We start from the raw sequence: 15,411 nt of genomic DNA, 5'->3' as shown, positions 1-15,411 counted from the left end.
GAAAACTATTTATCAACTGAAACATCAATTGTTATCTAAATATTTAGTATCTGAACTCAAATATCCTACAATTAAAATGACGGTGGTTTAAGTTTTTATGAATAGGAATAGAATCAGCAAAGCTGGGCGATAGCTATAATTTTGTAGGCGATCACTATATTTAGTATACGCTATATATAGTGTCTTTGCGTAAGTCCTGAATAAATAAAATTTAGCTAAAATTATTTATACTATTGTTTCATTGAGTAAATTATAATGACAACAACTCTAGGGACTCCTGATACTACCTTAGCAACTATTCAAGCTGCTTTACCTGTTGATCCACAACCTTATATTATAGCCGATCGCTCTGCCGGATTAATTGTAGTGGATGTACTTAATGGTTTTTGCACTGTTGGGTTTGGTCCCTTAGCACCCCAAGAACCTAACGAACAAATTGCTACAATGATTTCAGAAAGCGATCGCCTAGCGAGAACTTTTGTTGAACGAGGTTGGCCAGTTTTAGCATTTTTAGATACCCACGAACCAGGGAAACCAGAACCTCCTTATCCACCTCATTGCGAAAAGGGAACAGGAGAAGAAGAACTTGTCCCAGAACTGAAATGGTTACACGATAATCCCCTCGCAACATTAGTTCCCAAGGATTGTATTAATGGATTTATCGGTTCTATTGATGTTAATACTCAGCGTAATGTATTGTTAAACTGGATAAATGAATACAAACTGGAAGTCTTAGTTGTGGTAGGAATTTGCACCGATATCTGTGTGATGGATTTTGTTGTAACTATTCTGTCGGTTCGTAATCATGGTTTAGTGCCTACTTTAAAAGATGTGGCTGTATATGAAAAAGGTTGTGCTACCTTTGACCTCACAGCAGAAATGGCAGCAGAGCAAGGTTTACCAAAAACTGCTATTCATCCACAGAAAGTATCACACCATGTCGGATTATATAAAATGGCCGAACGCGGTGCATTTATTGCTTCTACTATTGAAATTTAGAGGCCGACCGACTGTTAAAAGTAGAATTTTCCGGTATTGAAAATAAGTTAGACACCTATACTGTGTTGATGATAAGCTTCAAAAATTACAGCAGTTTTCGAGTTGATCAGTTACAAAGTTTGATACTTTTAGGGAATAGGTAGCAGGGATCAAGGAATGAATAAAAATTATAGATTATTCATAAACTATACCGTAATTATTCGGTAAAAAATCACAAATATTTGTAGCAAATAAAGAAGTTTTCGAGTCTTGGAGGTAGAAAAAATTATGCTTTTAAAACACAGGGAATAGGGAATAAGAATTAGAGATAAACTTTAAATTATACCTTACTCCCCTGAAATTTGCTGTATTTATTTAATTACTGTTAGAGTTCAAAGTTAAAAGCTGATATCAAATCCGTCTAATTGCATATGCTTCCAATTACCTTACGATCAGTTTTAGCCTAATAGACACCTCCAATTAGAAAAAATCAAATCAATTATCGTACTTTTATTCATCAATTCTTTCCCCCTACTCCCTACTCCCTCTTTTATGGAGATGTCTAATGATTGTGAGGTTATTTAACCGGATTTGATATTAAAAGTAAAACCGAAACATAATAACTTCTGAATATAAATATAAGTTCCTCTAAATAATTTTTGATTCATAACCGAAGAAATTGTAAAAAAGTAGCTGAATTTTAAGAAAGCAATTATAATCTTTCTAATCTGTAGACAATGAGCAAGCATTCTTCTTGTCCCCTCTTAATTGCAAGGGATAGTTTATTGCTATCTATAAATATGTATCTGAAATTCCTTATAGAAAAGCTTTGCTCAACAAAATTGTACACTGATTTATTCTATATCAAATAAATAACTTTATACGAATGCCAAGATTAAAATCTCTAAACATTTCTCCCTACTTTGATGTTATAGTAGTAGGTTCGGGTGCAGCAGGACTTTATGCTGCACTTTGTTTACCTACTCATCTTAGAGTTGGTTTAGTTACTAAGGATGTCATAAATATGGGATCGAGTAACTGCGCTCAGGGAGGTATTGCTGCTGCTGTAGATCCATCAGATCATCCATTCTTACACTTAGAAGATACCCTCAAAGCAGGTGTGGGTTTATGTGAAAAAGAAGCGGTAAAATTCATGGTTGAGAATGCAGGTGAAGCGATCGCTCATCTAGTAGAAATGGGTGTTGCTTTTGACCGCAAAGGAGAAAAACTGGCAATGACTTTAGAAGCTGCCCACTCACATCCTCGCGTACTTCATTCCGCAGATACTACAGGTCGAGCTATTATTGATACACTGACAGCAAAAGTGTTGGAACGTCAAAACATTCAAGTTATTTCTCAGGCAGTAGCATTAAATTTATGGCTAACACCACAAAAAAATCGCGTCCAAGGTATTAGTCTTCTCCATCAAAGTAAAATTCAGTGGTTAAAATCTTCTGTAGTTGTGCTGGCAACGGGTGGAGGGGGTCAAATATTTGCTCAAACAACTAACCCGGAAGTGAGTACAGGGGATGGAGTAGCAATAGCTTGGCGTGCGGGAGCTGTTTTACGAGATTTGGAATTTTTCCAATTTCATCCTACTGCTTTAACTAAACCAGGCGCTCCTCATTTTCTGATTAGTGAAGCTGTGCGGGGAGAAGGAGCTCATCTAATTGATGTTCGCGGAAACCGCTTTGCCTTTGAATATCATCCTGCTGGAGAGTTGGCGCCAAGAGATGTTGTCAGTAGAGCTATTTTTCATCACTTGCAAAAAAATGCAGATGATCCCACCCAAGCTCATGTTTATTTAGATTTGCGACCTATTGCTCCCGACCGCATTCGTTATCGCTTCCCCAATATTATCAATGTCTGCAAACAATGGGGTATTGATGTTTTTCAAGAACCTATTCCGGTTGCTCCTGCTGCTCATTATTGGATGGGTGGAATTGCTTGTAACTTAATGAGTAAAACCTCAATTCGTGGACTCTATGCCATCGGAGAAACGGCAAGTACGGGAGTTCATGGAGCAAATCGTTTAGCTAGTAATTCTTTGTTGGAATGTTTAGTGTTTGCTTCTCAACTATCTCGCATTGAAATTCAGCCAAATTTAGTTGCGCCTAATTCTGAGGTGTCGCAGGTAGACTTTAATTGGAGTGGGGATATGGAAAAGATAGAATTGATTCGGCAAATGCTACCGAGTTTAATGTGGGAAAGTGCGGGTATCTCTCGTGAAAGAGAGTTGTTAGATAGATCCCTACATAAAATTAATAATTGGCGAGAAAGTTTGGCAGGTTTGGATATAGTTCAATTTTTAGCAAATCTATTGCCTAACCAGATGATAGAGTTAAACTCGACTGATGCTGAACAACAGTTGCGGATGGTTGCAGAAACGCTCAATCTTTTGGATCTAGGTTATTTAATTCTCAAAAGTGCTGCATGGCGAATTGAAAGTAGAGGTGGACATTATCGTAGCGATTATCCTCAAACTTCTGACCGTTGGAACGTACATACTTTGGTGCAGGGCGATCGCTTGTGGAAATCGCCAATGGGGATTAATTCTGAAGAGTTAAGAATCAAAAGTATGGCAGTTGAGGCATAATATGATCTCAGGTTAACACTGAATTATCATCATAAATAAACCTTTGATCAAACACCTGCAGGGAAGCTCTATTGAACTTCTCTGCATTCTTTTTCAAATCTATGTCTAAAAATCTTAATCATTATTCTCAAATAGCAGAATAAATTTGAGTATATGGGGAGATGATATCAAATCCGGTAGCGCGGTTTTCCTGCACGGTAGACCACATTAGGGACGTTCCATGGAACTTCCCTACTGGGCGCGTGATTGTGACGATGTGGTTCATCTCAAAACACTCTGATATCAAATCCGTTTAATTGGACATAAAAAAAATCTTCAATCGCCATAACTACGTTTATCTTTGTAATTCTTTCTCCTCCTGAGGAGGTCTGACTGACTCCTGAGGACTCCTAACTTAACCATTCTATGGCTGTTTAACCGGATTTGATATGACCCAACACAAAGGATCATATTTATGACTAATTCTAAATTAGAAATAAAAAATATATTCATTATTATTATGACATACGCAATAGTAGAGTATCAAGCCTTGTGAAAACTGAACTTGAAGTCATTTGCGCTCTCATCAAACTACTCTCACAAGTCAACCGACACAAACAACTAGGATTATTAAAAATTAGAAATAAAAAATATATTCATTACTATTTTGACATACGCAATAGTAAAAAATCACATTCTCACAGCAGTCAATCAACATCTTTACCAGATGGCAGGAATATTTCTTTTGTAGTATATTAGTAATATATAAATACGCCGAAGCGATCCCTCTGAAAAAAAGTGATCAAAAGCCCCAAGGATCTTCTTATATAACTTTTGAATTTTGAATTTTGATTTGAATGGATAGAAAAACAGTAGAATCAGGATTGATATTACTCGCCCTGACAGGTTCTCAAGCTTACGGTACTTCCACACCTTCATCAGACTGTGATTATAAAGGAGTTTTTATTGCACCTAAAGATTATTATTTAGGCTTCAAATCTTTTGAACAAAAAGACCGAGGTTGGGATGAACCAGGAATAGGTTTATATCCAGTATTAGATAATGTCAAAGATTGTGTGGTTTATGAGTTAAGAAAATTTCTGACCTTGGTCTATAACAACAATCCCAATATATTAGAAACTCTGTGGTTAGATTCAGAATTTTACTTACATTTATCGCCAGTCGGAAAAAAGCTAATTTCCTATCGTCAGGCATTTATTTCCCAGAAAATCAGAGCTTCTTTTGCGGGCTATGCTTACTCTCAAATTAAACGAGTGGAAACTCATAGAAAATGGCTATTAAATCCTCCAGTAAAAAAGCCAGAACCTCAAGATTTTGGACTGAATGAAAATAGCTATCGACCTTTAACCAAATCAGAAGTTAATGCTTTTATGGAATTCCTTTATATGTTGGTTAGAGACTGCATAGAATTTTTAGAACCAACTCAGCAACTACGAGATTTGTTGTTAGAAAAAATTGACTATAAAGCCATTCTTAAACAGCACCCTATTTCTGAGGAATTATTACCAAAAGTGCAAGAATATACCCGAGCAAAAAATGATTTTATTCATCTTTTGCACTTAACTCAAGCTTATCGGCAAGGTTTAAGTCAATGGGAAGCTTATTGTAGTTGGAATAAAGGTAGAAATTTGCAACGAAAGGAGTTAGAAAGGAAGTGTGGATATGATGCCAAGCACATGAGTCATTGTATTCGGTTGTTAAGAATGGGAATTGAAATTTTGCGGGAGGGGGTGCTTTATGTGAATCGGAAAAGAATGGGAGATGCAGAGTATTTATTATCGATTAGAAATGGGGATGTTATTTATGAGGATGTGAAAAGATTAGCTGATGATTTGTTTGATGAAATTAAAGAGATTAAAACTGAATTGCCAGAACAAGTAGACCGGGAATTTTTGAATCAAGTTTGTGTAGAGTTGGTGGAAATGGCGGAAGTTTTTTAGGAGTCAGGAGTCAGAATGAATAGTTTCGTGTATTTCTTTTCTATTTTTTGATGTAGCCATAATTTCTAGTTATTGACTGGGCAAAGAATCTAATTTTTTTGGAAAAACCATAATTACATAAAATGCTGTTTGTAAATACACAAAAAATTCTCCGCTTGACATCCTCCCGACGCTGCTCTAGGAGACAGCGCGGGATTCCTTAACATCACTGCTAGGGGCTTTCTGTTTCCTCTTGACAGAGGAGCTGCGCTAACATAGCACCCGCCTTCCGAGATTTACTCTCCTCGGGTCTTACAGTCGCTCCACAGACTGACACTGCGAGTCCCGCAGCCTTCTTGGTGGGCGTTCCCTTGCGTCTGACGCCGACGCGGGTTCCCATCCGCAAAATATTGATACTTGCATTAATGTCCCGGTCATGGTGGCTACCACACTCTGGACAATTCCACTCTCTGATACTTAGAGGTAATTTATCCACTACATGACCGCAATTAGAACAACGTTTGGAACTAGGAAAGTACCTATCAATCTTGATTAATTCCCGTCCATACCATTGAGCTTTATACTCTAACTGTCTGACTATTTCTCCCCAGTTAGCGTCACTTATTGCTCTAGCTAACTTATGATTCTTGACCATATTTTTGACTGCCAAATCCTCCACTACCACAGTTTGATTTTCTCTGATTAGTTGGGTTGTCAGCTTGTGAGTATAGTCAAGCCTTGAATCTTTAATTTTTGCGTGTATCCTGGCTACTTTCAGCCTGGCTTTATGGTAGTTATTAGAACCTTTGGTTTTACGAGAAAGTGATTTTTGAGCTAACCTTAGTTTTTTGCGTAATTTGTTCAAATTCTTAGGGTTAGCAACTTTTTCTCCATCACTTGTAGTCACTAAACTGGTAATTCCTAAGTCAATGCCTAAGAGTTTATTGGTCGGCTTGAGTTTTAAATCTCTGGTATCATTGACTCTCAACGAAACAGACCATCTACCAGAGGGATCAAGTTTAACTGTTATTGTAGTCGGTACGCAACCAAGTGGTAGTTGCCTACTCCATCTTATTGGTAATGGTTCTGTACATTTGGCTAAATAAACTTGACCATCTTTCCACTTAAAAGCCGATTTTGTAAACTCAGAACTACCACCATTACGTTTTTTCTTGAAGTTAGGATATTTGGCACGCCCACTAAAAAAGTTAGTGAAGGCAGTTTGCAGATGCCTTAAACCTTGCTGTAGTGGTACACAGCTTACTTCTGTTAAAAATTGTAAGTCCTCCTGCTTTTTCCAATTGGTAAGCATAGCTGAGGTTTGGGCATATCCTACCCGTTCCTGTTTCTCATGCCAGGCTTGAGTTCTAGCAGCTAAAGCTTTGTTGTAGATGAGGCGTACACATCCCAAGGTTCTCCGCAACAGGTTTTCCTGTTCTGGAGTAGGATAGAACCTAAATTTGTATGCTTTTTCAACCATCTACTACTGACCGAAAATTTTTCAAACTTTAACATACTATGTGTAAAACCACAACATTGATTGGTTTTCATGCCCTAGCTCCCCTTCGGGAGAGCGCGGGTCTCCAACCAACATTGAGATGAGCAGCTCCTAACTGTTGAATTTCTGGAGGAAAGGCATCAAGAGGGGCAGTCTTTCCTCTTGCATTGAATTTTTCAGCACCAGCCGACGTTCCTTGATGAAGGTAGACTATAGTGCTGAATAAAGTCTTTTAGTGGGGGTAGAAGTCAGGAGTCAGGAGTCAGGATTTAGAAGTCAGAAGAAATGGGAATTATAGAGGAGGTAGTCGTAAAAATTGTCAGAGTGATTTTTCTGCCACAATCATCCCAAAATACTAGCTTTATGCAGCTCTTTCCACCGAAAAGCTGACACTTTTTTAGACAAAAAAATGCTACAACTAATATTAGTCAATGGTTTGATATTTAATCAGCAAGCCCTAATTAATTAATAACTACTTCTAAGGTTTAGGAAGGGAAATTTGGCAGTAACTTTTATTATTTCTCAATTTTAAAGGTTGCTTTTACCGAAAAATCCTGGTCTAAAGCCTCCTCTTTTAAGGAGATAAAAAAAGATAATTCCGTATTTCAAGCCTCCTTATTGCAGAGGTACTGATAACTGATAACTGAAATGACGGCTGTCTGCGCAGCATCCGCAGGAAATGCTTACAATTATTAATTATTGAATTAATCATTTCTAGTAAAACTAGATTTTTCCCGAACTTCCTCTAATGTTAAAGACGGTCTATTTTTTACCTCTGGGTCAGCTCCTACTCGAATCAATAAATCAGAGAATTCTACTTTTTTATTAAAAGGTCGAATAGCTTTAATATTCACACCTGAACTAATTAATTTTTCTGCTACTAACTTAACTTCTTTTATACTTACTTCTGAACCAAACCAAATTGAATTACTAGGCATATCCGCTACTACAGTTGGTCGAAGTATTAACTGATAATCTAAAGTTCTTAAAGCTTTTTCAACTACTCCATTGTCAACATCTTTAGGAAAATACTCAACTATCAAAGATTGTTCATTTTTTTGATAAAAATTATTCCCTGAAAGACTTAATTCATTCTCCAAAACTTCCCGATATACTCTTGGTAAATTCTTACTCATAGAATTAGTTTCAATTCCATATCCTAAACTCGTCCATGTTCCAGATAATAACCGCAAAACTCGGTCTAATTTTCCCCTTCTTAATAACCCAGGAATATCTGCTTTCCAATATTTGCGATCGCTTAACCAACCATGTACAACAGCATCTTGATATTTTGGCTCAAAACTGTAAGATTCCCAAAACATAAACCTGCCACGTTGTGGATGATAACGTTTTGCCATGAGATACCAAGTACTTGTTAACATTTGATATCGTCCAGCTGCAGTAGTACAATTTCCTTTATTCGGACCAGAAACTATAGTAATACACCAGTCTGGATGTTTACTCAGATTAGATACATTTTTACCTGTATAAACAACATGATAAGGTCGAGGATAATTAGATTCGCTAGCTGAAATAGTTCGCATTAATGCGCGAATATAAGGATCTCCACCTTTCATTGCTAGCTGAGGCCATTTTTTGCCATTATTGTAATTATATTTATTAGGAGAAATTAATTTAGTTATTTCCTGTTTAGCTATGTTGAAACTTCCCTTAAAAGTTCGGGAAAAAGAAACAAAAGAGATGATAACTATAAATATAAAAATTAAGCGTTTAAACAACATAAAACGACCATGGGAAGGCGTTGACTTCTTTGTTCTGATAATCTCAGGTTTAACTCTATACATCTAAATAATCAAAGAGGGATTTTCTCAACATTTTTTTTCCTGCTTTCTATAGCAATGAGCGCTCAGGTATTTACAATGTCCAGCTCAAGATGATAACTATAAATATAAAAATTAAGCCCTTGAACAACATAAAAAGACCATGAAAAGACGTTGACTTCTTTGTTCTGATAATCTCAGGTTTAACTCTATACATCTAAATAATCAAAGAGGGATTTTCTCAACATTTTTTTGGCAACTTTCTACAATAAATTTCATGCAGTAAAGTTTTCTAATAAACCCCTAGTTTAACCTAATTATTAAAAAGTCGCGCTCCCCCCTTTTTTTAAGTACAATAGCTGATTTTTTTACAACAATTACCGTATTGAAATAATTCTCAAATGTGCTGTGCCATAACTTAAAAATCATCTTAACTTATTACCATAAGCATTTCCTGCGGAATGCTGCTCAAACAGCTCTTAGCAGTCAGCAATTCCCTGCGGGATGCTACACAAACAGAAAATAATGAATAATTCCTCCTAAGGTTGAAGGAGTGTACCTTGCTAGTAACGTAAGCATTCAGCGGTCAGCTATTAGCTATCAGCTATTAATTTTGGGGAAGGTAAAAATAATTGAGAAATTGGGACAGAATAAAAGTTACTGTTAAAGTCACCGGACTAAACCTGAGAAGTAATTATTCATTACTAATTGCTGATAGCTGACTGCTAATAGCTGAATGCTTACCTAGTAACCTTGAATTCTCTCTCAATTTTTCAATTGCTTTTACCGAATAATTGGGGTTTAAAGCCTCTCTTTTAAAGGAGAAAAAAGCGGTCGAGGGGTGGATGGGTTTCCTAACCATATCCAATCGACTCCTGTGAAGAAAAAATTTCCTTTTAGTCAATCCTATTCGTTTTCAAGCAGAGGTAAGGGACTAGCAAAAAAATAGACTACCAGCTAATCTATAGAGTAGAGATTGCTTCGACTAGCTTAACTATTCCCGATTGAGGTTGAGTCTAATATCAGCGCCTCGCAATGACAGCCACGAGCCTTTTTCTACACTAATAATTGGTACTTTATTAAATTGCAAATCCCTAATTATTAATTATTAATTATTAATTATTAATTGTTGAATAGCTCTTCCCAAGATTTTTCTGGTGCTTCTTCCTGAGTAACAATTTCCACAATTTTATTACAAGCTGCTGATTGAAATATCGCCTCAACAGAAACTTGTGCTACTTTAGTTCGAGGAATACTACCTTCAAATAAGCGATCGGCAGATTCCATAACAATAGGAAATTGATTATCATCATTTTTCAGACCGCCAGGGCGAACAATAGTATAATTAAGACCACTTTTCTGAATATATCCTTCAGCTTGCTTCTTCCAGAATAAAATTAGCCAGAACAAATTTAGGGGATGAAAAAATTGAGACACACATAGGGATGAAACTAAAATAAAACGCTCAATACCCTTCTGTTTAGCAACATCCACTAAATTTTTAGTTCCCACATAATCCACTTTATATGGGCCAGTCAAGTCAAAACTGGGTTTAGCACCCGTAGCACATAATAGTACTGTGCTATCTTCAATAGCAGCGTAGAGACCTTGAGAATTCAGGACATCCCCCATTACCAACTCTGCTTCTGGAGGCAAAATTTCTTTAGCTGTTTCTAAGTCACGAACCAGAGCTTTTACAGGAATATCTCGTCTTACTAACTCTTGTACAATCCGACGACCTGTTTGGCCAGTTGCTCCAGCAACGAATACTTTCATTTTTCAATTTATCTATAATAAAGTTCTAAATTTTAACAGTTTTTGACTGCCAGTTAGTAATCAGTGCTCAAAAGGGAATTGTAGATAGGGTATTTGGATAGCTCTGTGCTTCTAGTTAAGAGGCAACTTGAGTTTTCAAATCCTTATAATTTGTACAAGAGTATCTCCAACGAAGTTCACTTTGCCTCCTAACACCTTCTTCAATTACTAACTCTCTACTTTAAAGATATAGCAATAGACATAGGCGTGATAATCAAAAATAAAATCAATTATCGCGCAAAAACCATCAATTCTTTCCCCCTACTCCCTACTCCTACTCCCTCTTTTCCAAAGAGGTCTAATAGACAGGTATAGCACGGACAATAGACTGATGACCATCCGAATCAGGGTGTTTTTCCCACTTTTCCCTGTTGCCTGCTATAAATATAAATTCTTTGTATAAAGTAGATAGCAATTTGGAAATCCTCAAAATATTGGATATAGTGTATATATATATACACCGGAGAATGAATCATGCATCACAACTTTGCAGGACATCAAACTTTAGAGATGGACAAAAACTTGGTTAGTGATTTCTATGCCAGTGCAACAAAAACAGACCTCTCGAAAACTAGCTTAACCACCTGGTTTAAGACAAAATACAATGACTGCATGAAACTATATGCAGATGTAGATACTGTCGCAAAGCACTTTGCATCTCATCGGAGTTGGTTTTGCCAATGCGCTCATCCGATGAAAGTTGAGCCTCTAGGAGAAAATGGTTATGATTTGTCGATTGGAAAATTTGGTTCTTTTGGATACCAGGTTGAAGCTAGAGTAGGTTTGGAATTAGTACCACCAGACTCCGCAGGAATATATAAAATTATATCTATCCCAGTGCCTAATTATACACCACCCGGATATCAAGTAAACTTTCAATCAGAAATGAAGTTGCTAGAGTTACCCACAGAGCAGTTTTTTAGTCACAAGGAAATTCAAAAGTTAGGACTCCCTCCTGTGATGACCGGTGCAAAATGGGATTTAGATTTGACCGTAGGTGTAAAATTTCCCCAGTTTATTCAGAAAATGTCCCCTAGTTTGATTCAGAAAACTGGCGATAGTTTATTACTTAAAGTAGTACAACAAGTATCTAGATGTTTGAGTCACAAAACTCAAATAAATTTTCATACCACTCATAACTTGCCATTTCCCAAACAAAGAAAACGCAAGTAAAGATATGGAACCTGAAAATCAGGGAAAAATTTAATCCCCTGATTAATTTCAATCTTTTACATCTTGCTAATAATCCTTAACAGAATTTCGACCCCCGTTACCGCTTGCCAGCTAAAAAGACCAAGAATTGACACATTAAGAACAATATGACTGTAGCGAGCCCAATCTTGACCTTTCTGCATAAAAGGAGTTAAAGAGGCAGAGATAGCGATCGCTCCTGTCATGCCTAACCCAGCTAACAGATGAGGGCCAAAGAATAATTTTCCATTATTGATATAAGTGACGGCCATTCCACCAAGAGACCCTAAAACCATAAAAGCTAAGAGAAAAGAGCCAACTTGGTGATGTTTGATTTTAAATTTAGCAAATTCTTTTTTCTTTTCTGTATCTGTAGCAGTTCTACTATTACGAACTTTGATACCGAGATATAAGGCGTAAATTGTCAAGGCTAATAATATCCACATGATGGCGGGATGAAAAAAATTGAGCCATGGTTTAATAGATTCTGGAATTGGCAGATCCATAATTAATCTTCTCTCTGGGATTAGTAAAAAAACTTCATAAAAGTTAGCATAACAGCAAGTTAATCTTATGTGATCTTAAAAACGTAGATTATGGTTGTCGGTATGGCTTCGCAAAAAGAAGAAATTTTCTTAGTCCAGGCTGTTAAAAATGCTAATTTTGCCCAAGTATGTACCTTGCTGGCTCAAAATATTGATGCTAATGCTCAAGCTCTAGATGGTACAACGGCTTTAATGATTGCTGCAGAAAAGGGGTATGCTCAAATAGCCTCTGCATTACTAGATAAAGGTGCTGATGTCAACTATATAAGAAAAAAGTTTGGGGCAACAGCTTTAATGTTAGCTGCAGCTCATGGACGGGCGGAAATAGTAGAACTTTTGCTAAGTAGGGGTGCTGATGTCAATGCCAAAAATGATGATGGTAGTTCCCCACTCATGGTTGCTTCAATGAATGGTTATGTAGCAGTGGCCAATCAATTAATCGCTGCTGGAGCTGATGTTAACGTGGTAGATAAAGACTATGATACAGCCTTGGGTTTAGCAACGAGTCAAGGTTATCAAGATGTAGTTAAGGTCTTACTAGATGGTGGGGCGAGGGTCGATGAGTCTACTTTATCTATAGTTGCTGATAGCAATTATGCAGAAATAAGAGAAATTTTGATTAATCATGGTGTGAATGTAAATACTAGAAATTTACAAGGTAAAACATGGTTAATGCAAGCAGCAGAAACAGGTGATTTACCTGCTGTAAAGACTCTATTAAAAGCTGGTGCTGATATTAATTTTAAAGACAAAGATGGAGAAAATCCACTCATTTTAGCTGCTGACCTAGGTCATTTAGAAGTAGTAAAAGTTTTGTTAGAAGCAGGGGCAGATGTTAATATTAAAAGTAGAAATGGTGGTACAGCTTTGATGGCTGCTGCTGCAGAAGGAAATGTAGCGATCGCTTCTACTCTATTGGATGCTCATGCTGATGTTAATTCTCAAGATTTAGAAGGAGAAACAGCTTTAAGTTTTGCTGTAGTAGAAAATCATACTGAAATGGTAAAACTACTGCTAAATTATGAGGCAGAAATTGTTACTAAAAATCAAGCAGGTGATACACCTTTATTTGGAGCAATTTTTCATGGTTATAAAGATATTGTATCAATTTTATTGAACAAAATAGAAAAGCAAAATTTGACATCTTTATTGAATAGTAAACATCTTGGAGAAACAGCTTTGACTTTAGCAATATGGCAAAAACATCAAGAAATTATTAATGTTTTGTTAGATGTAGGGGCAGATGTTAATATTCCTGCTCAAGGTGGTTCTACTCCAATGATGAAAGCAGCATATCAAGGCGATATTGAAACATTAAAAATACTCTTAGAAAAAGGAGCTGATATTAATCTTAGAGATGATAATGAAGCGACAGCTTTAATGTGGGCAGCATATCAAGGTCATGCTGAAGCTGTAAAACTATTAATTGATTATGGTGCTAATTTGAATGATAAAAATCAAGGCGGTTGTACGGCTTTAATGCTTGCAGAATTTAATGGTTATCAAGATATTATCAGGTTACTTAATAACGCTGGATCATAATACCAAATGAATAGACATCTCCTAATAAAGATATAGACTTTTTGTAAAAGTAGGGAATAGGGAACAGGGAAGATGTTTTTAGGAAAAAAACACGGAAAATGTTTTTTTGATTTATTACACCTTAGTTTATAGCAAATAAAGGGCAAGTTTATTTTCTGGAGATGTCTAATATACAGATAGGGGGATGGGGAGATGGGGAGTGTGGGAGAAATTAAAAAATAGAGTTGTTGGGAAATAAAAATTCAAAAGCCTCAAAAGCTTACTATATTAATTAGGATTTTCGTGTTTTGAGGCTTAAAAAATACTATAAACATTGACTAATAAGGGTTTTAGCCATTTTTTTAGCTTAAGAACCAACAACTCTAATATATATCCTCACCATTACCATACAGGACTACCAAATATCTTGAATAACCGAATTTGGTATGACTCCCCTAAAACTTGTTGACAAGCATACATTTATCGAGCTGGAAACTTTAAACTGAAGCTAATTGTACTATTTTACATCCTCCCCGGCCTAAAGGCACGAGGATTCCTACCGAGCCGTAGCTCCTCGGCGGGTTGACGTTTTGCGCTCCGCAAAGCTCCGCTAACACAGGCTGCTGCACCCACCCCTCTTGCTCCCCTCCCGGGAGGGGATGGGGGTCGGTTACCCTTGCCTCCGCATCCGCGCACGAGTCTCAGAATGCCCTCCCGCGACAAGAGCAAAAATTCTTGTGGGTTTATTTGTGCCTTCAAGGCGCGAACTGCTCATTGACCTGAAAGCTTCCCAAGTTCAGCTCTCAACTGAAGGAGTTTCAACCTAATCTTCTTTTCGACAGTGTTTATGAGACAAGGCGAGTGTTGAAACCAATCTTATAATAACACTGAGAAGTCGCCCGCTTATGGGCGAGGCTTTAAACCCAATTTTCTGGTAATTAGGACAACTAAAGTCTTTACCCTAAAAGGCTCCCTCGTTTTTATCCCCTGGTTCAAACACACTTACTCTCAACGGAAGCTTTTCGGTAATGATTGATTGGCATTTTGGCATTTATAGCACTACGAAAATAGGGCGCGGACATTTCTCTATTCCCTACTCCCTACTATCTTACAACCCAAACTGATTGTCATATCATGTCCGTTTAATTGGTAATAAAAAACTTCCTTCTTCTTCCCTCCTGTACGTCGCCAATCCGACGGCTCTCCGATCTAATACCAATTACCAAAAGTAATGCTATACTTCAGCTATACTTCAACACCTCAATAGTTACTAAGATTAAAAGTCTGTTTTTGACAATTATTAGTCGGTTAGTATAGATTTTTCGTACGGACGCCCTTATGCAACGTCCCTACCTCTCCCCACACCTCCCACACTTCCCACACTTCCCCACCCAATGATATATAGCATTCTTTTTGAGAAATGGTATAACTCCTGACTCTGGTTGGGTCGAAGCCTGGTATTACCCAGGGCAACTCCCAGTTAGATCCGGACGTGCCCGTTTCCGTGCATCCGGCTCCCGACAATCTGTACATCACTCAGGGGAGTGAGTATCATTGCTTCATGTGA

General features: G+C 37.2%; 9 protein-coding genes and 1 pseudogene. 6 read left to right on the top strand and 4 right to left on the bottom strand.

Going from position 1 to position 15,411, the window contains the following annotated elements; genetic code table 11:
• Positions 1-255 precede the first annotated feature (255 nt).
• From F6K23_RS25660 to F6K23_RS25645, 4 genes are all read left to right on the top strand, one after another.
• Positions 256-999: an isochorismatase family protein gene (locus F6K23_RS25660; RefSeq protein WP_293161071.1), complete on the top strand. Its 744-nt coding sequence runs from the start codon at positions 256-258 to the stop codon at positions 997-999.
• A gap of 865 nt (positions 1,000-1,864) precedes the next feature.
• On the top strand, positions 1,865-3,574 hold the full coding sequence (gene nadB / locus F6K23_RS25655) for an L-aspartate oxidase (protein ID WP_293161069.1): 1,710 nt from the start codon (positions 1,865-1,867) through the stop codon (positions 3,572-3,574).
• Positions 3,575-4,105: 531 nt separating this feature from the next.
• A complete protein-coding gene (locus tag F6K23_RS25650) occupies positions 4,106-4,312 on the top strand; it encodes a hypothetical protein (protein ID WP_293161068.1) in 207 nt (68 codons plus the stop codon).
• Positions 4,313-4,410: 98 nt separating this feature from the next.
• Positions 4,411-5,514 (top strand): DNA polymerase beta superfamily protein, encoded by a 1,104-nt coding sequence (locus tag F6K23_RS25645; RefSeq protein ID WP_293161066.1) that lies wholly within the window; start codon positions 4,411-4,413, stop codon positions 5,512-5,514.
• 211 nt (positions 5,515-5,725) lie between these two features.
• On the opposite strand, the gene F6K23_RS25640 is transcribed toward F6K23_RS25645, so the two are convergent.
• The 3 genes and pseudogenes from F6K23_RS25640 to F6K23_RS25630 form a co-directional block, all read right to left on the bottom strand.
• Positions 5,726-6,973, bottom strand: coding sequence for an RNA-guided endonuclease TnpB family protein (locus F6K23_RS25640; RefSeq protein ID WP_293161064.1), 1,248 nt, complete (start codon positions 6,971-6,973; stop codon positions 5,726-5,728).
• A gap of 1,094 nt (positions 6,974-8,067) precedes the next feature.
• Positions 8,068-8,796, bottom strand: a pseudogene (locus tag F6K23_RS25635) (glycoside hydrolase); the annotation flags it as partial.
• 1,098 nt (positions 8,797-9,894) lie between these two features.
• On the bottom strand, positions 9,895-10,548 hold the full coding sequence (locus tag F6K23_RS25630; RefSeq protein WP_293161062.1) for an NAD(P)H-binding protein: 654 nt from the start codon (positions 10,546-10,548) through the stop codon (positions 9,895-9,897).
• Between the two features lie 513 nt (positions 10,549-11,061).
• Here F6K23_RS25630 and F6K23_RS25625 point away from each other — a divergent pair.
• On the top strand, positions 11,062-11,760 hold the full coding sequence (locus tag F6K23_RS25625) for a DUF1997 domain-containing protein (RefSeq protein WP_293161060.1): 699 nt from the start codon (positions 11,062-11,064) through the stop codon (positions 11,758-11,760).
• 56 nt (positions 11,761-11,816) lie between these two features.
• Here F6K23_RS25625 and F6K23_RS25620 read toward each other — a convergent pair whose 3' ends face one another.
• Complete coding sequence (locus F6K23_RS25620; RefSeq protein WP_293161058.1) at positions 11,817-12,284, bottom strand: DUF4079 domain-containing protein; 468 nt, start codon at positions 12,282-12,284, stop codon at positions 11,817-11,819.
• 102 nt (positions 12,285-12,386) lie between these two features.
• Here F6K23_RS25620 and F6K23_RS25615 point away from each other — a divergent pair, with 102 nt between their 5' ends.
• Positions 12,387-13,865, top strand: coding sequence for an ankyrin repeat domain-containing protein (locus tag F6K23_RS25615; protein WP_293161056.1), 1,479 nt, complete (start codon positions 12,387-12,389; stop codon positions 13,863-13,865).
• The last annotated feature ends 1,546 nt before the right edge of the window (positions 13,866-15,411 follow it).

Source organism: Okeania sp. SIO2C9, from assembly GCF_010672455.1.
In the GTDB taxonomy this organism is placed as follows: Bacteria; Cyanobacteriota; Cyanobacteriia; order Cyanobacteriales; family Microcoleaceae; genus Okeania.
Note: the sequence above shows the minus strand (reverse complement) of the source record. Positions and strands in the feature narration are given on the sequence as shown.